Source organism: Kitasatospora sp. NBC_00315, assembly GCF_041435095.1.
GTDB lineage: Bacteria > Actinomycetota > Actinomycetes > Streptomycetales > Streptomycetaceae > Kitasatospora.
Genome location: NZ_CP108025.1, coordinates 2,713,385 through 2,736,514 on the forward strand (window position 1 = coordinate 2,713,385; position 23,130 = coordinate 2,736,514).

Sequence of the window (23,130 nt, forward strand, 5' to 3'; positions counted from 1 at the left end):
AGTCATGATTGGTAAAAGCTGATACAACGTTCGAGTCAAGAGCCGGTATCGGATGGATTCATCGGGGGTGTGGTCGTGGCCGACAGCTTCAGGATCGACCTGACGCGGATGCAGGCGGTGTCCCGGCAGCTCGGCGAGTGCGGTGAGCGCATGCGCTCCGTCACCCGGCGGCTGGAGCACCTGGGCGACTCGAAGCAGACGGGGACGGCGGCCCTGGACGGCGCCGTCGAGCACTTCGAGGACGAGTGGCACGGCGGCATCGGCCGGATGGCCGAACTCGCCGAGGACCTCCACCGGGGCCTCGACGGGACGCTCAAGGCCTATACGGAGACCGAGAGCGGTACCGCCAGGGGTTTCGGCGCGGCCTGAGCGGCGCGGGTGGCCCGGGCGGCCCGGGTGAAGAGTCGACGGGGACGACGGGGACGACGGGGATGCGGAGCGGATGAGCGACCACAACTGGCCCGGCCTGGGGTTCTGCCCGGCACCGGGCGATCTGGGCTCGATCGAGCAGGTGTACGCGAACGTGGACGCGGTGGCGCGCGAGCTGGACGAGCTGCAGCACGCCCTGGCGGACATCGGCAGGAGCGGGGGTGCCTGGGAGGGCGACGCGGCGGAGGCCTTCGCGGCGAAGCTGGGCGAACTGCCGAAGTACCTGGACACCGGTCACCGGTCCATGGCCGCCTGCTCGTTGGCGCTGAAGACCTGGCACACCCAGCTGGCCGGACACCTGGACACCGGCCGGTCGCTGGAGGCCCGGGCGGCCGAGCTCCGCAGCCGGGTGAAGCGGGAGGACGCGGAGCTGGAGGAGCTGGGCGCCTCACTGGACGGCTACCGGTTCGCGGCGAACCCCAACCAGGAGCAGTACGACGCCGAGTACGAGGAGTACCAACGGCGGCTGGCCGTCTGCAAGCGCGACCACGGGTCGCTGGACGAGGTCGTGGCCACGGCCCGCAGGGAGCTCGACGAGCACCGCGCCAACGCCGACGCGGCGGCCCGCGCGGTGCGCACCGCGGCCGAGAACCATCCGCCGGACCCGGGCTTCTTCGACAAGCTGCTCGGCGGTCTGCGGGCGGCCTGGAAGGGCGTCTCGGACTGGCTGGTCGAGCACGCCGACACGCTGTCCAAGATCTCGGCCGGGCTTGCCGTGGCGGCCCTGGCGGTCTCCTGGATCCCGGTCGTGGGACAGGTGGCGGGCGCCGTCCTGGGCGCCGGGGCGGTGCTGTGCAGTGCGGGTGCGCTGATCGGCCACGGTGTGGGCAAGGCCCGTGGCAAGGACGTCTCCTGGCTGGACATCGGCCTGGACACGCTCGGTGTCGTCCCGGGTGTAGGCGCCGTCAAGGGCTTCGCGACGGCCGGCAGGGTCGCCACGGCGGCCAAGGGGGTCGGGCTGGCGGGCAGGGCGCGGGCCCCGATCACCGCGCTGGCCGACTCCGTGAAACTGGCCCGGGGGGCGAGCGTCGGGGAGCGGGTGGCCGGCGCGGGCAAGGGGTTGTTCGAGATGACCGCCAACCCGATCTCCACCAAGGGCATCGGCCGGACGCTGGAGAAGCTCACCGGCCACGTGATCGACCCGAGGATCATCACCGGCTCGGTGAAGGGGCTGGGCCTCGGCCACAAGCTGCTGGGCGGCGAGGAGCAGGAGCTCCGCACCGTCGCGCCGGGCCCCGCCCCGCGCCCCGCGCCCGCCCCCTTCCTGCGCGCCGTGGCCGCCTGAGCAGAGGACCGACCGATGCAGCGGACCCCCGTACTTCCCGTCCACGGATCCCGGTTGGCGGCCCTCCCGGACGTCCGCGAGCAAGCCCGCCGGGACGCCGCCCGGCTCGGCCTCGACCTGCTGGACGACGCCGTCGCCACCCGGGTGGTCGCCGACCACCTGCGGCTGAGGAGCTCCGGCGGCTGGCACGACGAGCTCGGCGGTGTGCTGGTCATCGGCGGAGCGGTGGCGGCGGCGATCCTGGCCGGCTCGCTCGGCTCACCGGTGGAACCGAGGGCGGCGGCCGCGTTCGGCCTCGCCTGCGCGGCCGTGCCGCTCGGCGTCCTGGTCTGGTTCCTGGGCAACCGCCTGGGCGCCCGCAAACGCCTCGCGGCCGAGCGCTTCGCCGCCTACGACGCCCTGCTGGCGCGGGCCCGGCAGGGGGGCACGGCCGTCCCGGTGCCCGCCGGGTGGCACCCCGGGCCCGGCCGGGCGGAGAGCGGCGGGGACGCCCGGGGCCGGTCGCCGCTGCTGCCCGCTCAGGTGTTCGCGCAGGACCAGGAACTCCGGTGGACCGCCGCCCGCCTCGGCGCCGAGCACCGGATCGACTACCTGGACGAGCCGGCGGTGCGGGCGCTGCTGGCCGCGCAACAGCGGTCGGTCGGCCGGATCCGGCTCTGGGCCGGGCTGCTCACCCTCGGTCTGACGGCCACCGGCGGCGCGGTCGGGATCGGCCTGACGCTCACCGCGGGTTCCCCCGGGCGCAACGGCGTGCTCGCCGCGGCGGCGGTGCTCGGCCTGCTGACCGTGGTGCCGCTCGGGCAGCTGCTCAGGGCGGTGCGCGGCTGGCGCGGTGGCGTGCGCGACGGCGCCCGCGGCTACCTCGCGCTGCTGGCCGCGGCCCGCGCCCGCGGCGTGGCCGTGCCCGCACCGCCCTCCTGGCTGGACACCGCCGGTACGGCGAGGACCTGGCGCTGAGCCCGGCGCCCGCCCCGCCCGCCCCGCACTGACCACCAGCGCCGCCGGCCCCCGCCCGCACCACCAGCGCCGCCGGCCCCTGCCCGCACCACCGCCCACTCCTACCGCCCCTGGAGCCCCTGTGTCCCTGCCCGGAGGACCTGCCGCGACCGAGCCGGTGACCGTTGCCACGGCCGGCGACGGCGCCGACGAGCTGCCGTTGCAGGTGCGGTTCGTCGTACCCCCCGCCTTCCACGAGATACCGGTGCTCGGCACCGAGGAGCAGATCGCCGAGGGCCTGTGGGAGATGGTCTGCGAGGTGCTGGCCCCCGAGAGCGACGAGATCAGGATCGAGTGGGCCGCGATGCTGATCGCCATGATCCCGCCGATGGCCGAGGCCGGGGTGATGTACGCCGGACTCTGCCTGCTCGACGTCGACGGCCGGCCGAGCACCGCCAACGTGCTGATGACGATGAATCCGCTCGACGGCATCCGCTACGAGGAGGCCGTCGAGGTCACCCTGCGCGACCTCGCCCAGGGCCACCCGGAGGCCGAGGTGACCGAGATCGAACTCCCGGCCGGCCGGGCGGCGGTCATGATCGGCGGCGCCGTCACCCCGGTCACCGGACGGCAGGCGGCGGCAGCGGACGCCACCGTCTCCACCTCGGTGATCCAGGTGTACCTGCCGCTGCCCGACGAGCAGCGGATGCTGACCATGGAGCTCAGCACCCCGTGCGCCGAGGACTGGGATCTCTACTCGGCCGTCTTCGCCGACATCGTGCGCAGCATCCACCTGGAGTTCGCCGCGGTGGAGACCGGACCGGCGCTGCTGCCCGAGCAGAGGGCGTACCTGCCGGACGGCGAGACCCGGGCGCGGATCGCCGCCGCCTTCGGCTGATCGGCGGGGGTAGGCTCCGCCGGGTGAGCACCTGCGCGACGGCGTCGCTTGAACTGTCCGAGCCCCTGGCCGCCACCGCGGCGACGGCCCTCACCTGGATCCTGATCGAGCAGACCGGGCCCTGGGGTGCGAAGGCGCTGACCGAGAGCCACCTCGATCCGTCCCTCGGCCGGGCCCTGGACGCGGCCTGCGCCGGCACCGGCGTGCGGATCGCGCTGATCCGGCGGCCCGGGCGGCACGCGGACCGGCTGCCGGGGGCCCGGCACGAGGTGATCGTCGCGCACACCGTCCCGGGCCGTTCCTGGGTCCGGCGTGCCTCGGTCGGCGACCCGGCCGAACTGCTGGCGCTGGACTTCGGCGCCCTCGGAGCGGGCCGGCACCAGGATTTCGGTACCGCGCACCTCGGCGGGCCGGTGGCCCTGGTGTGCACCAACGGGCGCCGGGACCGCTGCTGCGCGCTGCTGGGCCGCCCGCTCGCGGCGGAGCTGGCGGCGGCCGGTCACAGCGAGGTCTGGGAGGTCACCCATCTGGGCGGGCACCGCTTCTCCCCCACCATGCTGGTGCTGCCGTACGGCTACGCGTACGGGCGGCTGACGCCGGAGAGTGCCAAGGAGGTGCTGTCCGCCACCGCCTCCGGGCACATGGTGCCGCAGTGGTCGCGCGGCTGCTCGGGCTGGGACCGGCCGGGTCAGGCGGCGGAGCAGGCCGTCCGGGAGCTGACCGGCGAGACCCGGGTGGACGTCCTGACGCTCACCCAGCAGCCGGCCGGCGAGGGGCGCTGGACGGTCGCGGTGCGCCACGAGGACGGCCGGGACTGGCAGGTGGAGGTCGTGCAGGGCGCGAGCGAGCCGCCGCGTCCGGAGAGCTGCGGCAAGGCGGCGGCGACGCCCTCCCGGATGGACGTGACGAGCGTCCGGGAGCTCTGACCGCGGCCGGCGCACGGCGGCACCGGCCACGGCGAGGTGACGGCCCCGCACCCGCTGTCCAAGGCGGTGCGGGGCCGTCACACCGTACAGCGGACCACCGGCCGGCGGCTCGGCCGGGTGGCGGTTTCGCGGTACGGAGGGCAGGTCAGCCGGTCGCGGCCCGGCTGACGAACTCGGTGGTGTAGGTCCTGGCGAGGTCGATGGACGCCGCCTTGCCCTGGACGTCCGGGTGGAAGGCGGCGAGGACGGCGAGCACCGTCCTCGGGCCGTCGGCGGGCATCACGCCGTCGGTGGTGAACATCGGCAGGGTCGCCTTGATCGCGGCGGCGTACTGCGCGGCGCCGCCCTGGCCGTAGTCGGCCGGCATCCGGGCGGCGATCTCCTCGGGCGAGTGGCTGGACATCCACTTCAGCGTCCGGACGAAGGCGTCGGCCAGCTTCTGGGTGGTGTCCTTGTTCTTCTCGACCCAGTCGGTGTTCATGTAGAGCGAGGACGAGGGGTAGAGGCCGCCGAGCGCCGCCTTGGAGCCCTCGGGCGTGCGCATGTCGTAGAGCACCTTGCCGAGGCCCTTGTCGAGGATGTTGGCGACCGTCGGGTCGGTGGTCATGCCGGCGTCGATGCTGCCCTGCTGGAGACCGGCGATGAAGGTCTGGCCGGCGCCCACCGCGACCGGGCTGAAGTCGCTCACCGCCACGCCGTTCTTGACGGCGAGGTACTTGGTGAGGAAGTCGGTGGAGGAGCCCAGGCTGGTGACGCCGAGCTTGCGGCCCTTGAAGTCCGCGCCGGACCTGATCGCGTCGGCCTTCTCGGTGGAGACCACCTCCACCTCGCCGGGGGCCTGCGAGAACTGCACCACCGACTCGACGATCTTGCCCTTGGCCTGAAGGTCGATGGTGTGGTCGTAGAAGCCGACCGCGCCCTGGACGTCGCCGGCGAGCAGCGCCGTGGTGGCGTTGACGCCGGCGGGCTCACTCATCAGCTCGACGTTGACGCCGGCGTCGGCGAAGTAGCCGAGCCGCTGGGTGAGCATGGCGGGCAGGTAGATGACCTTGTCCAGGCCGCCGACCATGATCTTGACCTTGGGCCCGTCGACGGACCGGCCGGCGGGCGCGGCGCCGGTGTGCGCGCCTCCCGCCGCGTCGTTGGCACAGGCCGAGAGGGGGACGAGGAGGACGGCGGCGAGGGCGACTGCGGCGGCTCTGCGCATGGGGTGGAGCCTCTCTGCGAGGTGGGGGAGGTACTGCCGGGGGTGGGGGGCGTGGGGGCCTGGTGGGGGCGCGAGCGGGGGCGAGGGCGCGGGCGAGGGCGAGGGCGGGCGGCTCACCCGTACGGAAGGCGGACCGAGCCGGTCAGCGGCCGTCGCCGGCGTCCGCGGGCTTCCAGCGGAAGAGCCGCTTCTCGGCGAACGTGAGCAGTCCCTCGGTGAACAGCGCGACCACCGCGAGGATGGTCATCGCCGCGTAGACGCCGGCGGCGTTGAAGGTGCCCTGGGCGGCCGCGACCATCAGGCCGAGCCCCTTGGTGGCACCGATGTACTCGCCGACGATGGCGCCGATCAGTGCGAAGCCGAAGCTGACGTGCAGGCTGGTGAAGATCCAGGTGGTGGCGGCGGGGATGACCACCTGGAGGGTCACCCTGCGGTTGTTCGCGCCCAGGATGCGGGCGTTGGCGACCAGGTTGCGGTCCACCTCCCGGGCGCCCTGGAAGGCGTTGAAGAAGACCGGGAAGAAGACCAGGACGACCGCCGAGGCGATCTTGGAGGCCGGGCCGAGGCCGAACCAGATCAGGAAGATCGGTGCCAGCACGATGCGGGGGATCGCGTTCAGCACCTTGATGTACGGGCCGAGCACGTCCGCCAGAAAGCGGATCCGGCCGAGCGCGATGCCGAGCAGCACCCCGCCGACGACACCGACGACCCAGCCGGTCATCGCCTCGTAGAGGGTGTAGGCGATCTGTTCGCCGAGCGAGCCCTGCGCGGTGCCGTGGGTGATCCAGAGCCAGATCTGGCTCCAGATCTTCGACGGCTGGGAGAAGTTGAACGGGTCGATGACGCCGTTGCGGGCGCAGAACTCCCACAGCCCGAGGAAGGCCGCCAGGACCAGCACCCGCGCGCCCTGGACGGTGAACCGCCGGTTGCGGGCGGCGCGCTCGCGCGCCTCGGTGCGGGTGGCCGCCGGTGCGGCGACGGCGGGAGGCTGGATCGTGGTCTCAAGCGGCATTGCCCGCTCCTCTCTCGCGGGTGATGCGGACCTCTTCGCCGAGCGACGCCCAGATCTCGCGGTAGATCTCGACGAACCGGGGTTCCAGCCGGACGGCCTCGACCGTGCGGGGGCGCGGCAGGTCGACGGTGAAGATCTCCTTGACCGTGGCGGGACCGGCCGTCATGACGACGACCCGGTCGGCGAGCGCGATGGCCTCGTCCAGGTCGTGGGTGACGAAGACGACCGACGAGCCGGTCCCGGCCCACAGGTCGAGCAGCTGGTCGGACATCAGGGCGCGGGTCTGCACGTCCAGGGCCGAGAACGGCTCGTCCATCAGCAGGATCTTCGGGTCGTTGACGAAGGTCTGGGCGAGTGCGACGCGCTTGCGCATACCGCCGGAGAGCTGGTGCGGGTACCGGTCCTCGAAGGCGGCCAGACCGACCCGGGCCAGCCAGTCGCGGGCGCGCTCCCGGGCCTCGGCGGCGGGCACCCCCCGGAACCGGGGACCGGCCATCACGTTGGACAGCACCGTCCGCCAGGGGAAGACGGCGTCCTGCTGGAAGACGAAGCCGACGTGCTCGTTGATCCCGTCGACCGTCTCCCCCTGCACCCGCACCTCACCCTCGGTGGGCTCCTCCAGGCCGCTGACCAGCGTCAACGTCGTCGACTTGCCGCAGCCGGTGGGGCCGACCACAGCGACGAACTCACCCTGCGCGACGGTCAGGTCGAGATCCCGGACGGCCGTGTGCAGCGAGCCGGACGGTGTCCTGAACCTCTTGGTCGCATTGGTCAGCTCGATCGCGGGGACGGCGACGGCGGAGCCGCCGGGCCGCGTCGGAGCGCTCGTGCCCCCTCCGACGACAGGTTTTCCTTGCTCGCTCATGAGACCTCCGGGATCCGGCGCCATCGCCGGGTTCTGTGCGGTGCTCCGGAGGTTAGAAGTGGCGTCGGCCACAGCGGGAGCCTTCTCGGCGTACTGCGGATTCCGTGCGTTGAGGGCTTTTCTGCTCGTTTTGCCTGCGCTACAACAGCGGGGGGCCGGCTGACAGAAACGCCACGGAAACGTAAGGTGTCCTCCCCCGCGCACCCGCTCCGGCCTGCGGCGACGCGCCCTGTCCGGTGCCCCGCCGCACCCGGCTGCCCGCCGGCACCGCAGCTTCGAGAGAGGAGGACCCGGATGAGGCGTCCGCACTGGCCCCGCCGGGTCTTCGCCCAGCTGCTGCTGAGCCAGACCGTGGTGACCGTGGGCGTCACCGCCGTGACCGCCGGGCTCTTCCTCGCCCCGGTCAGCTCCGAGCTGGACCGCGACGCGATGCAGCGCGCCCTGTCCATCGCGCAGTCCACGGCCGCCGACGAGAGCATCGCCCGGGCCGCCCAGGACCGCGACGCCGCCGCCGCGCAGTCCAACGCCGAGCAGATCAGGCTGGCCACCGGCGCGAGCTTCGTGGTGATCACCGATCTGGACGGCATCCGGCTCTCGCACACCGACCCGGGCCGGATCGGCCAGCGGGTCAGCACGGACCCGGAGCCCGCGCTGAACGGGCACAGCGTGACCGCCCTCCAGCAGGGCACCCTCGGCCGCACGGCGCGGGGCAAGGTGCCGCTGCGGCTCGCGGACGGCCGCATCGTGGGCGAGGTCTCGGTGGGGATCAGCGACGACTCGATCCGGCACCGGATGTTCGCCATGGTCGCGGGCATCCTGCTCTGCGCGGGCGCCGGGCTGGCAGCGGGCCTGGCCGCCACCCTGGTGCTGGCCAGGCACCTGAAGCGGCGCACGCACAACATCGCGCTCGCCGACATCTCGGCCCTGCTGGTGGAGCGCGAGGCGATGCTGCACGGCATCCGCGAGGGCATGGTCGCGCTGGACCGGCACGGGCGGATCAGGCTGGCCAACGACGAGGCCCGCCGGCTGCTGGCACTGCCCGAGGGCTGCACCGGCCGGCCGATCGACGCCGTCCTGCCGCCCGGCCGGCTCGCCGACGTGCTCACCGGGCGGATCGAGGGCGCCGACCTGCCCGCCGTACGGGGCGACCGGGTGCTGGTGGTGAACCGGATGGCCACCGACGAGGACGGCGCCGTGGTGACCCTGCGCGACCGCACCGAGCTGGAGTCGCTGGTCCGCGAGCTGGACACCACCCGCAGCCTCACCGAGGCACTGCGGGCCCAGGACCACGAGCACGCCAACCGGATGCACACCGTGCTCGGGCTGCTGGAGCTCGGGCGGCACGATCAGGCGGTGGCGTTCATCTCGGAGCAGTCCGGCTCGCACGCGGCGGTCGTCGCCAGGATCTCCGAGCAGGTCCAGGACCCGCACGTGGCCGCGCTGCTCGCGGGCAAGGCCGCGGTCGCCGCCGAGCGCGGCGTACGGCTGACGATCACGGCGGCCAGTCACCTGCCCGACGCGGCCCTGGACGCCCGTGCGCTGGTCACCGTGCTCGGCAACCTGATCGACAACGCCGTCGACTCGCTGAGCTCCGACGCCCGCCGGGCCGGGGTGGTCGAGGTGACCCTGCTCTCGGCCGGCTCCACCCTGCTGCTGGGGGTCGAGGACAACGGCCCCGGTGTCCCGTCCCGGCTCGCCGACCGGATCTTCGAGGAGGGCTGGAGCAGCAAGGACGCCCCCGCGCACCGCCCCCGAGGTCTGGGCCTGGCGATGGTCCGGCGCCTCGTCGAGCGCACCGGCGGCCGGATCGCCGTCGACCGGGGCCCGCTCGGCGGCGCCCGGTTCACCGTCGAACTACCCGAAGCCCTGCACCCCGTGGCAGCCCTGGAGGCGGCACCGTGATCGACATCCTGGTGGTGGACGACGACTTCCGGGTCGCCGACGTGCACGCCGCCTACGCCGCCAAGGTGCCCGGCTTCCGGGTGGTCGGCACCGCGCACAGCGCCGGCGAGGCGCTGGCCGCGCTGGAGCGCCGCCCGGTGGACCTCGTCCTGCTCGACCACCACCTCCCGGACGAGACCGGGCTCGAACTGGTCCGCCGGATGCGCGAACGGCGGATCGGCTGCGACGTCATGATGGTCACCGCCGCCCGGGACGTCTCCACGGTGCACGCCGCCATGCAGCACGGCGCCCTGCAGTACCTGGTCAAGCCGTTCACCTTCGCCGGGCTGCGGGACAAGCTCGTCTCGTACGCCGATCTGCGGCACGCGCTGGCCGGCCCGGCCGCCCGGGAGGCCTGCCAGGACGAGGTGGACCGGATGTTCGCCACCCTGCGCGGCGCCGCCCCGCCGGTGGCGAGCCTGCCCAAGGGGCACTCCGCGCCGACCACCGACCTGGTGCTCGGTGTGCTGCGCCGATCGGGCCGGCCGCTCTCCGCCCAGGAGGTCGCGGACGCCACCGGCCTGAGCCGCTCCACCGCGCAGCGCTACCTCAAGCAGTTGGAACGCGACCGGCGGCTGCGGCTCAGCCTGCGTTACGGCGACACCGGCCGGCCCGAGCACCGGTACGTCCTGCCGGCCGAGCGGCGCTGAGCACCGGAGGCGACGACCTACGACGGACCGAATGGCCGACGGCCCTTCACCTCTCCTCCCCTCGGAGAGACGTGAAGGGCCGTCGGCCACCGGGGCGCGGCGGACCGGTCAGGCGGCGCCGGTACCGGTCAGGGCACGGACCTCGAGCTCCGCGTACCGGTCGGCGTCCGGCTTCTCCCGGGAGACCAGCGTGCCGAGCCAGCCGGCCAGGAAGCCCAGCGGGATGGAGACCAACCCGGGGTTCTCCAGCGGGAACCAGTGGAAGTCGACGCCGGGGAAGACCGCCGTCCGACTGCCGGAGACCACCGGCGAGAAGATCACCAGCAGGACCGCCGGCACCAGCCCGCCGTACACCGACCAGACCGCGCCCCGGGTGGTGAAGCGCTGCCAGAACAGGCTGAACAGCAGCACCGGCAGATTGGCCGAGGCGGCGACGGCGAAGGCGAGACCGACCAGGAACGCCACGTTCAACTGCTGGGCGAACAGGCTCAGGACGATGGCCAGCGCACCGATGGCCACCGCCGCGATCCGGGCCACCAGCACCTCGCGGTGCTCCGTCACCGGCGGCTCGTCCGCCCGCCGCCAGGCCCGCGCGTACAGGTCGTGGGCGAAGGCCGCCGAGGAGGCGAGGGTGAGGCCGGCGACCACGGCCAGGATGGTGGCGAAGGCGATCGCGGAGATCAGCGCGAAGAGGATGATCCCCCAGGTGCTGCCGGTGCCGCCGCCGAGGTCGAGGGCCAGCAGCGGGACGGCCGTGTTGCCCGCCGGGTTGGCCGCCCGGACGGCGGGTGAACCGATCAGCGCGGTGGCGCCGAGGCCGAGCACGATGGCCATCAGGTAGAACGCGCCGACCAGGCCGATCGCCCACATCGTGGAGCGCCGGGCGGCGCGGGCGGTGGGCACGGTGTAGAAGCGGGACAGGATGTGCGGCAACCCGGCCGTACCGAGCACCAGCGCGAGCCCCAGGCTGAAGAAGTCGAGCCGGCTGGTGACCCCCGTGCCGTACTTGAGACCGGGCTCCAGGTAGCGCTGCCCGGCGCCGCTGCCCTGGGCGGCGGTCCGCATCAGGTCGGCCACGTCCCCGTGGAAGCGGACCAGCACCAGGACGGTGAGCAGCACGGAGCCGGCGATCAGCAGGAAGGCCTTGACGATCTGGATCCAGGTGGTGGCCCGCATACCGCCGACCGTCACGTAGACGATCATCAGGGCGCCGACACCGACGATCGTCCAGGTCTTCGCCTGACCGCTGTCGGTGCCCAGCAGCAGGGCCACCAGGCTGCCCGCGCCGACCATCTGCGCGATCAGGTACAGCAGGGTCACGACGATGCTGGCGCTCCCGGCCGCGGCCCGGACCGGGCGGTCGCGCATGCGCAGGGCGAGCACGTCGGCCAGGGTGTAGCGGCCCGCGTTGCGGACCAGCTCGGCGACCAGCATCAGCACGACCAGCCAGGCCACCAGGAAGCCGATGCTGTAGAGCACGCCGTCGTAGCCGTACAGCGCGATCAGGCCCGCGACGCCGAGGAAGGACGCGGCCGAGAGGTAGTCGCCGGAGAGGGCGAAGCCGTTCTGCAACGGGCTGAAATCCCGTCCGCCGGCGAAGAAGTCCTCGGCGGCCTGGCCCCGGCGGCCGACCCAGAGCGTGATGGCCAGGGTGACCAGGACGACGACGGCGAACAGGGCGATCGCGAGGCCGTGGTGCTGACCGGTGGGCGCGAGCGTGGGCGGGGTGGCGGTCATCGCAGGCGGTCCTGGGTGTTCCAGCGCAGTTCGAGGGCGGCTCGGTCGCGCTTGGTGCGGGCGTTGCGGGCGTAGAGCCAGGTCAGCAGGAAGGTCGAGGCGAACTGGAGCAGCCCGAGCACCCAGGCCACGTTGAGCGGCCCGGCCACCTGGCGGCGCATCAGCCCCGGTGCCGCGGCCTGCGCGGCCACGTAGAACAGGTACCAGCCGAGGAACACGCCGGTCACGGGGAAGACGAACGCCCGGTAGCTGCGCCGGATCTCCTGGAACGCCGCACTGCTCTGCACCGCCCGGTAGATCTCGGCGGCCTCGGCGGCATCGGGGGAGACCGGCCGAGCGGCGGGAGCGGCCGCCGCCGGGGCGGGCACGGAGGCGGCGGGCACGGGAGCCCCGGGGACGGGTACGTGAGCCGCGGCTACGGCCGGGACGGGTACGGGAGCCGCGGGTACGGACGAGGCCGTCCGCGCCGGCGCCGGGATCCGACGGGCCTTCGGCACGGAGCGGGCTGACCTGGCCGACCGCCCGGCCCACCAGTCGAACCGCTCGCCCTGATCGGGACTGTTCGCGTGCTGTTGTGGCACTGCTGCTCCTGGGCCGGCGCGCTCTGACCGCACCATGATGGTCGCGCCGCCACACCCCTCTGCGCCCGTTTGCACATACGTTCACTCGATGAGGTGAGGAATCACCTCGGACGGCCCAGAGCGGCGCGCCACCGGGTGACATCCGGCCCGCTCCGGAGGCGACCGGGGCGGGGCGACCGGCCGGGGACGACCGGGGCGAGGCGACCGGCCGGGGACGACCGGGGCGACCGGCTCTCGCCGGAGGCGAGTGCCCAGGAGCCGAGGCGGGCCACTACCGCGAGGACCGCGAGGACGTTGACGAGGCCGCTCATCGGGTTCTCCGTATCGGGCGGAAGGCCTGGTGGTGGCCCCTCCGACGCTACGGACCGCACGCCCCGGCGGGGTCGGGGCCAGGGTTGACGGGGAACACCGAGGGCTCTCCACCCTCGGGTGGAGAGCCCTCACGCAATGCGCGGCACCGCCGTGTGCGGCGGCTCGGGCGCCGGGGCGGCGCGGCTCAGGCGTCGATGCGGGAGCGGTCCAGGGTGGCCGCCGAGTCCACGATGAACTCCTTGCGCGGGGCGACGTCGTTGCCCATCAGCAGGTCGAAGATCCGCTCCGCCTGCACCAGGTCGCCGAGGTTGATCCGGCGCAGGGTGCGGTGGCGCGGGTCCATGGTGGTCTCGGCCAGCTGGTCGGCGTCCATCTCGCCGAGGCCCTTGTAGCGCTGGACCGGCTCCTTCCAGCGCTGCCCCTTGCGCTGGAACTCCAGCATGGTGCTGCGCAGCTCGGCGTCGGAGTAGGTGTAGTGGTACTTCTCCTGGCCGCGCTTGGGGTTGGTGAGCTCGATCCGGTGCAGCGGCGGCACCGCCGCGAAGACCCGGCCCTGCTCGATCATCGGGCGCATGTAGCGCTGAAACAGCGTCAGCAGCAGCGTGCGGATGTGCGATCCGTCGACGTCGGCGTCGGCCATGAAGATGACCCGGCCGTAGCGGGCCTGGTCGATGTCGAAGGTCCGCCCCGAGCCGGCCCCTATGACCTGGATGATGGCCGCGCACTCGGCGTTCTTGAGCATGTCCGAGACGGAGGCCTTCTGGACGTTCAGGATCTTGCCGCGGATCGGCAGCAGGGCCTGGAACTCGGAGTTGCGGGCCAGCTTGGCGGTGCCGAGCGCGGAGTCGCCCTCCACGATGAAGAGTTCGCTGCGCTCGACGTCGTCACTGCGGCAGTCGGCGAGCTTGGCGGGCAGCGAGGACGTCTCCAGCGCGGTCTTCCGGCGCTGGGCCTCCTTGTGCTGGCGGGCCGCGACCCGGGTGCGGGCCGCCGCGACGACCTTGTCCAGGACGGCGCGGGCCTGGAGCTTCTCGTCCTTCTTCGGGGAGGTCAGGAAGGCTTTGAGCTCCTTGGCCACGACCGCCGCGACGATCCGGTTGGCGGCCGAGGTGCCCAGTACCTCCTTGGTCTGGCCCTCGAACTGCGGCTCGGCGAGCCGGACGGTGACGACGGCGGTGAGGCCCTCGGTGGCGTCGTCCTTGGTGACGTCGTCCTCGGCGACCCGCAGCAGCTTGGCCGCCCGCAGGGCCTCGTTGACCGTCTTGGCCAGCGAGCGCTCGAAGCCGGTGACGTGGGTGCCGCCCTTGGGGGTGGCGATGATGTTCACGAAGGAGCGCAGCGTGGTGTCGTACCCGGCGCCCCAGCGCAGGGCGATGTCCACACCGAGGGTGCGGGTCACCTCGGTGGGGGTCATGTGGCCGAGCTCGTCCAGGACGGGGACGGTCTCCTTGAAGGTGCCCTCGCCGCGCAGCCGCAGGACGTCGCAGACCGGCTTGTCGGGCGCCAGGAACTCGCAGAACTCGCCGATGCCGCCGTCGTAGCGGAACGTCGACTCCTCGACCTTCTCGCTCTCCGTCAACCGCTCGTCACGCACGACGATGGTGAGGCCGGGGACCAGGAAGGCGGTCTGCCGGGCCCGGCTGTGCAGGCCCTCCAGGGAGATCCTGGCTTCCTTGAGGAAGATCTGGCGGTCGGCCCAGTAGCGGATCCGGGTGCCGGTGCGGCCCTTGGGGACCTTGCGGGCCCTGACGAGGCCGTTGGCGGGCTCGAAGGGCGCGTCCGGGCTGAGTTCGGTGAAGATGCCGGGGGTGCCCCGGCGGAAGCTGATGGCGTGGGTGTGGCCGTTGCGGTCGACCTCGACGTCCAGACGGGCGGAGAGGGCGTTCACCACCGAGGCGCCGACGCCGTGCAGACCGCCGGAGGCGGCGTAGGAGCCACCACCGAACTTACCGCCGGCGTGCAGCTTCGTCATCACGACCTCGACACCGGACAGGCCGGTCTTCGGCTCGACGTCGACCGGGATGCCGCGGCCGTTGTCCCGGACCTCCACCGAGGCGTCGTCGCGAAGAACGACCTCGATGCGGTCGCAGTGACCGCCCAGGGCCTCGTCCACCGAGTTGTCGATGATCTCCCAGAGGCAGTGCATCAGGCCGCGACTGTCGGTCGAGCCGATGTACATGCCGGGGCGCTTGCGGACCGCCTCCAGACCCTCCAGGACGAGCAGATGCCGAGCGGTGTAGTTGGACCCGTCGTCGCCGGACAGCAGGGCGGCCGACGGCGCGCTCTTCGCGGCGCTCATGCCCGCGCCCCGGTACGCCCGGCGGGCGCTTGGCGCACCGCACACCTGTTGCTGGTTCGCTCGCTCCGCTCGCTCACGCGGTGCTCTCCTCGGTGAAGTTCTGTCTCGTCGGTCACATCCGGCCCGGTCAGTGCATCACACCGGTCCGACAGCGGTTCCGTTCCGGTACCCGCTCCGGTACCACTGCGTGTGCGCTCCCCTTCGCTCGGTGCGCACACACCCCGGTCCGCGGCCCCTGCACGTCCGGCCCGGCCCGCGCAGCCTGTACGCGCTGCGCGAACAGACTCTGCGGTGGACGCGGAGCAGCCGAGCGCCATCTCCTCCCGAAATCACTGGCCCTGGCGGACCGTGGGGCGGAGCGCAGGCGCTGGAACTGCCGTGATGCAGGCTACCGGCGACGGGGCCGGGGCTTATGCTCCAACCCAGCAGAGGATTATGCTACGCGGACCTCGCCCCCCGTTCCGATCGGGAGTTCGAGTGATGAGCGGATCCTGGGAATCGGTACGCATGAACCACCGACGCCCGGGGCACCTCCTCATCAACACCAGCAGAATCCTCAAAGAAGAAAAGCCACGAGCGGGAACGTTTTCGGCCTGGTTGGATGTTGACCCTGGTACGACAGCTCGTCGAGCTAGAGAAGAGGCGACGTGACTACTGTTCTGACACCTGCGAGCCCGCTGACCGCGGCAGACCGCTGCGACCGCTGCGGCGCCCAGGCCTACCTGCGCGTCGTACTCGCGAGCGGCGGAGAGCTGCTCTTCTGCGCCCACCACGGGCGGAAGTTCGAGCCTGAGCTCAAGAAGATCGCCGTCGAGATACAGGACGAGAGCGGCCGTCTCACCACCGCGACCACCACCACGGCTTCCGAGGAAGAGCGCTGACCGGCGCTCCACCGACGAACCGCATCGGGTCGTGCCCGGCCGGCACGCTCCGATGAGCCGGACGACCGGCCCCAGCCAGGGGCCGCTCGTCCGGTTTTGACGTTCCCGGGCCCCGGTCCGATGGACATCGGACCGGGAGCCGCCGGACCGGCCACCCTGCCGGCCCGTCGGCGCTGCGTGTTGCCGTGGTCACTTTCTGACGTGACGTCGGAGCGTGGCCGTCCGGTCACGGCGCCCCGGATCGCACCGGGCGGCGTGCCCGGTTGGGTCGGGCCGCCGTGCGGCCTGCCCGCCCGCGGTCACAGCACGGCCTGCACGGCGTCGGCCACCGCCGACAGTCGCGTGTAGACGCCCGGGTGGGCCGCCTCGGCGCAGCCGGTACCCCAGGAGACCAGCCCGGCCAGGCGTCCGGCGACCACCAACGGGCCGCCACTGTCGCCCTGGCAGGCGTCCTTCCCGCCCTCCGCCTCACCGGCGCAGACCATGCCGCGCGCGTCGAAATGGCCGTCGGGACCGCCCGGATAGGCATGGGCACACGTCTCGTCCGCGACGATCGGCACGTCGACGCCACGGAGCGTGGACGAGTAGTGACCGTCGCCGACCGTGTCGCCCCAGCCGAAGACCTGCGCCCTGGTGCCGGCCGCGTAGGGCTCCGTCTCGCCCTGGCCGACCATGCCGACCACGGGCCTGCCGTCCTGCGGCCGGGCCAGGGTGAGCACCGCCACGTCGTTCATGTTGGCGACGAAGGAGTAGTCGGGGTGGATCCAGATGTTCTGGACCTCCACCTCACGACCCGTGGAGCCGCGCAGATCGTCCCGGCCGACCAGGACCCGCAGCCCCGGGCGGTCCACCCGCCGACCGTTGGTCTCGTCGTAGAAGCAGTGCGCGGCCGTCACCACCTTGGTCGCCGTCACCAGGGCGCCCCCGCAGAACTGGCCGGAGCGACCGGTACCGAACTGCTGGCGGCTGGCCAGCGCCACCACCCAGGGGTGATCGGCGGTGACGGTCGGCGCCCCGCCGACGATCCGGCGCTGCGGTTCCGCCGAGGCGGCCGGACCGAGCGCGAGCAGGGACACCGGCAGCACGGCCGCCAGGGCCAGCAGACCGGCCCGCCGCCCGCCGCGCGGCGGGCGGACACCCTTCGGCGAGGCGGCCGGCACCCCCGCGGCGTACGTCGCGGGGGTCTGCGGCGCGGCGGCGTCCGGCAGGGCGTCCCGCGTGTCCGTCATGTCCGGGTTGGGCAGCACCGTGTCTCCAGGTTGATTCGGTGGCAGGCAACCGGCACAGCGTAGTCGAGTGAACACGGCGTGCGACGGAACCGCGCATCGGAAACACCCGGACGAGCTACGGGGCGGGACGGCGGTTGACGCCAGGAGGCCCGGAGCGGCTGCTCCGGGCCTCCTGTGGCGTTCGTGAACCGCGGCGGCTAGTCCAGGTAGTCGCGCAGGACCTGCGAGCGCGAGGGGTGGCGAAGCTTGGACATCGTCTTGGACTCGATCTGGCGGATCCGCTCACGGGTGACCCCGTAGACCTTGCCGATCTCGTCCAGCGTCTTCGGCTGGCCGTCGGTCAGGCCGAAGCGCATCGAGACCACGCCGGCCTCGCGCTCGCTCAGGGTGTCGAGCACCGAGTGCAGCTGCTCCTGGAGCAGGGTGAAGCTGACCGCGTCGGCCGGTACGACCGCCTCGGAGTCCTCGATGAGGTCACCGAACTCGCTGTCGCCGTCCTCGCCGAGCGGGGTGTGCAGGGAGATCGGCTCGCGCCCGTACTTCTGGACCTCGATGACCTTCTCGGGGGTCATGTCGAGTTCCTTGGCCAGCTCCTCCGGAGTGGGCTCGCGGCCCAGGTCCTGGAGCATCTGGCGCTGGACACGGGCCAGCTTGTTGATGACCTCGACCATGTGCACCGGGATACGGATGGTGCGGGCCTGGTCGGCCATCGCGCGCGTGATCGCCTGGCGGATCCACCACGTCGCGTAGGTGGAGAACTTGTAGCCCTTGGTGTAGTCGAACTTCTCGACCGCGCGGATCAGGCCGAGGTTGCCCTCCTGGATGAGGTCCAGGAAGAGCATGCCGCGACCGGTGTAGCGCTTGGCCAGCGAGACCACCAGGCGGAGGTTGGCCTCCAGCAGGTGGTTCTTGGCGCGGCGGCCGTCCTCGGCGATGATCTCCAGCTCGCGCTTGAGCTTGGGGGCCAGCTTGTCCGCGGCGCTCAGCTTGTCCTCGGCGAAGAGGCCGGCCTCGATCCGCTTGGCGAGCTCGACCTCCTGCTCGGCGTTGAGCAGCGGGACCTTGCCGATCTGCTTCAGGTAGTCCTTGACCGGGTCGGCGGTGGCGCCGGCGACGGCGACCTGCTGGGCCGGCGCGTCGTCCTCGTCGTCGTCCGAGAGCACGAAGCCCTGCGACTCCTCCTCGGGCTCGGCCTCCTCGCCCTTGGCACCGGGAGTGGTCTCCTCGACCGCCTCCTCCTCGCCGAGAAGCTCCTCGCCGCCCTTGCCGACCGTCTTCTTGGCGACGGCCTTCTTGGCGGGCGCGGCGGCCTTCTTCGCGACGGTCTTCCTGGCGGGCGCGGCGACCTTCCTCGCGGCGGCACCGACCTCACCGGTCGAACCGGCCTCGGCCTGAGCGGCCGCAACGGCGACGACCGCCGGGGCCACCGGCGCACCCGGGGCGATGCGCACCGGGGGCTTGGTCGGAGCGGACGGGGTCCGAGTGGTGACGGCCTTGGTGGCGGTGCGCTTGGTGGTGCTCTTGGCCGCGACACTCTTGCGCTTGGCGGCGGCCGGCTCGGCCGCGCTGACCATGAGGTCCACGCCTTCCTCGATCAGCACCTGATTGAGGCTGCGCATGACGTTCTTCCACTTGGTGACCGGGATCTGGTCCGCCTCGAAAGCCTGACGCACGTCGTCACCGGCGATCTGCCCCTGGGCCTTGCCCCGCTCGATGAGCGCCAGCAGAGCCGCGGACTCGGCGATCTCGGGGGGGAGCGAACGGGATGTGCTGGCCGACACGAACAACCTCTCGGACGATGAGTGAACTCGAACCCGTACCGGACCGCCCGAGCGGGCGGGGAAGGATCACGCGTGGCGGGCACGCGGCGTCGATTCCGACCGACTCGGGCTTGCGGGCTGGGTTTGCAGGACGGCAGCAGCGCCGCAGACCAACACAGCATTCTGACATGGTGGTGGTATTCCGGAGCTGCTTCCGCTCCGTACACATCGCTGCCACCCGTCAAGTGTTACGCATGGCGTTGGTGGCGCGGGTCACACCCTCGGGTCGGGGTCCGAGACCCGTCCCGATCGGCTGCGGCCGCTCACCCGCCGCCGCACTCCCGCCGCCGCACTCCCGATGCGCCTCCTGTTCGCCGCCGGACACCTCGACCGGCATCGCGGTCCGCCCTCCCGGCCGACCGTCCGAACCCACCACGCCGGGTGAACGGGACGGCCCTCCGAGGGCTGCCGATGGGCATCCGGAGGGCCGTGGACCGCGGCGCGGGGCTTTTGCTCGTGAACGGCACCGGGTGTTCCGCACGGATCGTGCGCGGGATCCCGCCGGGGATCGCCGGTCGGATCGTCCGCCCGGGACGCTCAGTGCTCGCGCGGTGCGGGGACGGAGGGCTCGATCTCCGGGTGGACGGTGAGCAGCGCCCGGGTCGCCGCTTCGGCCGCCGTGCCGTCGCCCGTGCCCAGCGCGTCGACCAGCCGGATGTGCAGACCGACCGAGGACTCCGAGGGCCGCTCGCAGGAGGCGGACGCACCGCCGGAGACCTGGAGTGCGCAGGAGATGATCCCCGAGAGGTGCTCCAGCATCCGGTTGCCCGCCATCTGCAGGACCAGGATGTGCAGCTCGCCGTCGGCCCGCGCGAACGTGAGCTGGTCGGCCTGGGCGGTGGCGTGGCCCATGATCTCGGTCAGCTCGACCAGGCGCTGCTGGACGTCCTCCCGGCCGTGGCCGGCGGCCAGCCGGGCCGCCAGCGGCTCGATCGCCCAGCGGAGCTCGAACAGCTCGCGGCGCTGCTCGTCGCGCTGCGGACCGAAGGCGCGCCACTCGATGATGTCGGGGTCGAGCAGGTTCCAGTCGGCGACCGGACGGACCCGGGTGCCGACGTTGGGACGCGCGCTGACCAGGCCCTTGGCCTCCAGTACGCGCAGGGATTCACGGACGACGGTGCGGGAGACCTCGAACCGCTGGCCGATCTCCTCGGGGACGAGCGGCCGGTCGGCACCGAGATCCCCGGAGACGATCATCTGGCCGAGCTGCTGGACGAGCTGGCCGTGCAGGCCGCGGCCGCGGCTGCTGGTGGTCTTGCGTCCGACCCGGACGAGGTCGGACTCGACTCCGTCCCAGCGGGGCGCCGGCGGGGTCGGCCGGTCGGCGTAGGAGAAACGGTCCAGCTCACCGGGGCCGGGGGCGGGGCCGTCGGCCGGACGGGTGGTGGTCATGGTGGGGTGCGCAAGGGTACTCACACATCCTTTGTCGGCGATCGGCGGGCACAGCTTGAGAATTCTCGTGAAAAGCACACGAAAGGGTGATCGCCCGTGACCGGATAATTGACTTCTTATCAGGCAGAACCGCCTATTCCGCCCGGCTGTGGTCACATCGTCCTGACATGACGTCACCATCGTGCGGATGCGCGGAGATGGAGGGCCTCCGGGCGCGGCGGATCCTCAGAGCTCGCGGCGGCGCACCTGCGCCGCCAGGGCCACGAGCAGCAACAGGGCCGCGGGGACCGCCAGGGCCCCGATCAGCACCGGATCCGCCGGATCGAGCGGGCCGCCGCCCGCCGCACCGGCGCTCGCGCGGGCCCAGTCGAAGCCGTACCGGTCGAAGCCGTACGGGAAGGACAGCAGCTCGGCCACCGCGTCCGAGCGGCCGGTACCGCTCTGCCGCAGGAACAGGGCCAGCCCAGCCTCCAGCAGCACCGGCAGGGCGGAGAGCAGCAGGATGCCGGCCGCCGCGCTGCGGGTGAGCGAGGCGGTCAGCACGCCCGCGCCGCCGGCCGCGACCACCATGAGCACGAACGCGCCCAGGACCAGCGGCAGCCGCACCCCGGCGCCCGGAGCACCCGGGGCGAGAGCGGTGGAGGTGAGCGCGTCCGCGGTGCCGGCGGTCGCGGAGAAGGCCCCCGGGGTGAAGACCTGCCGGGCGTCCACCCCGGGCGCGAGCGCCAACCGGGTCACCACGGCGTCGAGCAGCAGGGTGACCACACCGAGCACGGCGGCGACCGCGCCGATCACGACGGTCTTCCCGACCAGCAGCCGTACCCGACGCAGGTACCCGACCCGCGAGGCCGCCAGACCGGGGTGGCGGACCTCGTGCCCGTACGAGAGCGCGCCCAGCACCCCCGCGCCGAGGGCCGCGATCGGGAGCGGCAGCAGCGGTACGGCCGCGGTCACCGGCCGCAGGGCCGCCACGAGCGTCAGCGGCCCGGCCGGCACCTGCCGGGCGAGCAGCGCCGCGACGGCCGCGTCGCAGAGCAGGACTGCGGCGAGGACGATCCAGGTCGAACGGAGGCCGCGCAACCGGCGGACCTCGTAGGCCAGTACGCGCACGGTCACTCGCTCCGGTGGTCGGTGCCGGGCCCGGGCAGGGGCGCGGGGTGGCGGACGGGATCCTCGGTGGGGCGGACCGCGGGACGGGCGCCGAGGTGGTCGGTGAGGTGGTCGGTGAGGTGGTCGGTGAGGTGGTCGGTGAGGTGGTCGGCGGGCCGGTCGCCGAGGTGGTCGGTGACGTGGCCGGTGAGGTGGTCGGCGGGCCGGTCGGCGAGGTGGTCGGCGGGGTGCGCCGTGGCCTGGTCGTCGGGGTGCGTCGTGGGGGGTGTCGCGACCCTGGTCCGTGCCGTCGATTCGGCGGCCGACCTACCGGACGGCACGACGGCCTCCCCCGCAGACGGGCCCGCGCCCGCCGACCGGAGCGCGTAGGACGGCTCCGCGGGGCGGCGCAACTGGGGTACGGCGGGCACCGGCTGGGCCGCGCGCCCCTGCTGGAGGCGCACATGGCCGGAGCGCCCGGAGGCAGCGGGCAGAACGGCCCGGACGGCGGGCTGCTCGGCCACCCGGTCCGCCAGTTCGTGCAGCAGGATGCCGTGCCGGTAGGCCAGTTCACCGATCTCCGTACGGCCGATCCCGGCCACCGCGATGCCCACCGCGCCCTCCCGGCGCACCTCGGCGCCCTGTTCCGCGAGCAGGTCGGCGAGCCTGGCCATCTGCGGGCCCCGGACGGCGACCTCGGAGCGAAGCCGCGTCGATCGGAACTCGGCGACGGGCTGGTCCGCGACCAGGCGGCCGTGCTCCAGCGTGACCACCCGGTCCGCGACCTCGGCCGCCTCCCGCGCGGTGCGGGTGGTCATCAGGACCGTCCCGCCCGCGACGGCGAAGGAGCGCAGGAACGAGTGGAACCACTCGACGTTCCGGGGTGACAACCCCTCGGTCGGCGCGTCCAGCAGCAGCGTGCCCGGATCTCCGAGCAGGGCCCCGGCGAGCGCGAGCCGACGGTTCATCCCCGGCGAGAAGGTCCGCAGCCGGTAGTCGGCGACCGTGGCCAGCCGGGTCTGCTCCAACAGCTCGTCGGCCCGCTTCGCCGGCACTCCGGCGGCGGCGGCGAGCATCCGCAGGTGTCCACGGGCCTTTCGCCCGGGGTGGCCGGCGACCGTGCGGGCGGCGGGAAGCACGACACCGACCTCCCGCTCGGGCCGGCGAAGACCTCGGTAGGTCCGGCCGTCGAAGAGCGTGACACCCTGACCGCGTTCGAGTTGGACCATCAGACGCAACGCGGTGGTCTTGCCCGCGTCCTCCGGCCCCAGGACGGCGGTCACCATGCCCGGCCTGGCGTCGAAGGTGAGATCGAGCAGGGCCGGGGGGCGGCCCCGGCGATAGCTCTTGGTCAGTCCGGTGATCTGGATCATCGCTGGCTGCTCCCATGCCCTCGGCCGACCGGGTCCGCGCGGCCCGGACTCCCCCGATGTCCCCGCGCCAGCACACTAGGTGCCCACAAGGGAGATCTCGGGCATTACGGGTGCGGCGGTCGACACAAGTCCGCCCACCTCACCCGATCAGGGGACAAATACGTCCGCCGGGGCAGGCGTCGGACAGCTGCGGCGAGACGGGCGGGGCACCGGCCGGGGCACCGGCCGGACCGCTACGAGGGCCGGGACGGGCGGGACACCGACCGGT

The 23,130-nt window shown here is 72.9% G+C and carries 19 protein-coding genes; 8 read left to right on the forward strand and 11 right to left on the reverse strand.

The window, feature by feature from the left end:
• Positions 1 to 75 precede the first annotated feature (75 nt).
• The 5 genes from OG823_RS10815 (at position 76) to OG823_RS10835 (ending at position 4,474) form a co-directional block, all read left to right on the forward strand.
• Positions 76 to 369: a WXG100 family type VII secretion target gene (locus OG823_RS10815; protein ID WP_371479254.1), complete on the forward strand. Its 294-nt coding sequence runs from the start codon at positions 76 to 78 to the stop codon at positions 367 to 369.
• 73 nt (positions 370 to 442) lie between these two features.
• Positions 443 to 1,714 carry a hypothetical protein gene (locus tag OG823_RS10820; RefSeq protein ID WP_371479255.1) on the forward strand — a complete coding sequence of 424 codons (1,272 nt, stop codon included), beginning with the start codon at positions 443 to 445 and terminating at the stop codon, positions 1,712 to 1,714.
• A 15-nt stretch (positions 1,715 to 1,729) separates the two neighbouring features.
• A complete protein-coding gene (locus OG823_RS10825) occupies positions 1,730 to 2,671 on the forward strand; it encodes a hypothetical protein (RefSeq protein WP_371479256.1) in 942 nt (313 codons plus the stop codon).
• A gap of 157 nt (positions 2,672 to 2,828) precedes the next feature.
• Positions 2,829 to 3,548, forward strand: coding sequence for a hypothetical protein (locus tag OG823_RS10830; RefSeq protein WP_371479257.1), 720 nt, complete (start codon positions 2,829 to 2,831; stop codon positions 3,546 to 3,548).
• Positions 3,549 to 3,571: 23 nt separating this feature from the next.
• Entirely contained in the window at positions 3,572 to 4,474 is a 903-nt protein-coding gene (locus OG823_RS10835) for a sucrase ferredoxin (protein ID WP_371479258.1), read from the forward strand.
• A gap of 145 nt (positions 4,475 to 4,619) precedes the next feature.
• Here the strand turns inward: OG823_RS10835 and OG823_RS10840 are convergent, their stop codons facing one another.
• The 3 genes from OG823_RS10840 to OG823_RS10850 form a co-directional block, all read right to left on the reverse strand.
• On the reverse strand, positions 4,620 to 5,681 hold the full coding sequence (locus OG823_RS10840; protein ID WP_371479259.1) for an ABC transporter substrate-binding protein: 1,062 nt from the start codon (positions 5,679 to 5,681) through the stop codon (positions 4,620 to 4,622).
• A 142-nt stretch (positions 5,682 to 5,823) separates the two neighbouring features.
• The gene (locus OG823_RS10845; protein ID WP_371479260.1) at positions 5,824 to 6,693 is read right to left on the reverse strand and encodes an ABC transporter permease; all 870 of its coding nucleotides are present in this window, start codon (positions 6,691 to 6,693) and stop codon (positions 5,824 to 5,826) included.
• A complete protein-coding gene (locus OG823_RS10850; RefSeq protein WP_371479261.1) occupies positions 6,683 to 7,558 on the reverse strand; it encodes an ABC transporter ATP-binding protein in 876 nt (291 codons plus the stop codon). The genes OG823_RS10845 and OG823_RS10850 overlap by 11 nt, the downstream gene beginning before the upstream one ends.
• 294 nt (positions 7,559 to 7,852) lie before the next feature.
• Here OG823_RS10850 and OG823_RS10855 point away from each other — a divergent pair, with 294 nt between their 5' ends.
• Together OG823_RS10855 and OG823_RS10860 are read left to right on the forward strand one after the other, a co-directional pair.
• Entirely contained in the window at positions 7,853 to 9,460 is a 1,608-nt protein-coding gene (locus tag OG823_RS10855; RefSeq protein WP_371479262.1) for an ATP-binding protein, read from the forward strand.
• On the forward strand, positions 9,457 to 10,149 hold the full coding sequence (locus tag OG823_RS10860) for a response regulator (RefSeq protein WP_371479263.1): 693 nt from the start codon (positions 9,457 to 9,459) through the stop codon (positions 10,147 to 10,149). Before OG823_RS10855 ends, OG823_RS10860 begins: the two co-directional genes overlap by 4 nt.
• 108 nt (positions 10,150 to 10,257) lie before the next feature.
• On the opposite strand, the gene OG823_RS10865 is transcribed toward OG823_RS10860, so the two are convergent.
• From OG823_RS10865 to OG823_RS10875, 3 genes are all read right to left on the reverse strand, one after another.
• Positions 10,258 to 11,886, reverse strand: coding sequence for a cation acetate symporter (locus OG823_RS10865; RefSeq protein WP_371479264.1), 1,629 nt, complete (start codon positions 11,884 to 11,886; stop codon positions 10,258 to 10,260).
• A complete protein-coding gene (locus OG823_RS10870) occupies positions 11,883 to 12,269 on the reverse strand; it encodes a DUF485 domain-containing protein (protein WP_371479266.1) in 387 nt (128 codons plus the stop codon). Before OG823_RS10870 ends, OG823_RS10865 begins: the two co-directional genes overlap by 4 nt.
• A gap of 694 nt (positions 12,270 to 12,963) precedes the next feature.
• Entirely contained in the window at positions 12,964 to 15,078 is a 2,115-nt protein-coding gene (locus tag OG823_RS10875; RefSeq protein WP_371479267.1) for a type IIA DNA topoisomerase subunit B, read from the reverse strand.
• Positions 15,079 to 15,725: 647 nt separating this feature from the next.
• Here OG823_RS10875 and OG823_RS10880 point away from each other — a divergent pair.
• On the forward strand, positions 15,726 to 15,959 hold the full coding sequence (locus OG823_RS10880; protein WP_371479269.1) for a hypothetical protein: 234 nt from the start codon (positions 15,726 to 15,728) through the stop codon (positions 15,957 to 15,959).
• A 299-nt stretch (positions 15,960 to 16,258) separates the two neighbouring features.
• On the opposite strand, the gene OG823_RS10885 is transcribed toward OG823_RS10880, so the two are convergent.
• From OG823_RS10885 to OG823_RS10905, 5 genes are all read right to left on the reverse strand, one after another.
• The gene (locus OG823_RS10885; protein WP_371479270.1) at positions 16,259 to 17,188 is read right to left on the reverse strand and encodes a trypsin-like serine protease; all 930 of its coding nucleotides are present in this window, start codon (positions 17,186 to 17,188) and stop codon (positions 16,259 to 16,261) included.
• A gap of 197 nt (positions 17,189 to 17,385) precedes the next feature.
• Positions 17,386 to 18,975 carry an RNA polymerase sigma factor gene (locus tag OG823_RS10890; RefSeq protein WP_371479271.1) on the reverse strand — a complete coding sequence of 530 codons (1,590 nt, stop codon included), beginning with the start codon at positions 18,973 to 18,975 and terminating at the stop codon, positions 17,386 to 17,388.
• 570 nt (positions 18,976 to 19,545) lie between these two features.
• Complete coding sequence (locus tag OG823_RS10895) at positions 19,546 to 20,478, reverse strand: FadR/GntR family transcriptional regulator (RefSeq protein WP_371479272.1); 933 nt, start codon at positions 20,476 to 20,478, stop codon at positions 19,546 to 19,548.
• Between the two features lie 147 nt (positions 20,479 to 20,625).
• Positions 20,626 to 21,516 carry a hypothetical protein gene (locus OG823_RS10900; protein WP_371479273.1) on the reverse strand — a complete coding sequence of 297 codons (891 nt, stop codon included), beginning with the start codon at positions 21,514 to 21,516 and terminating at the stop codon, positions 20,626 to 20,628.
• Positions 21,513 to 22,862, reverse strand: coding sequence for an ATP-binding cassette domain-containing protein (locus OG823_RS10905; RefSeq protein WP_371479274.1), 1,350 nt, complete (start codon positions 22,860 to 22,862; stop codon positions 21,513 to 21,515). The genes OG823_RS10900 and OG823_RS10905 overlap by 4 nt, the downstream gene beginning before the upstream one ends.
• Between the last annotated feature and the right edge of the window lie 268 nt (positions 22,863 to 23,130).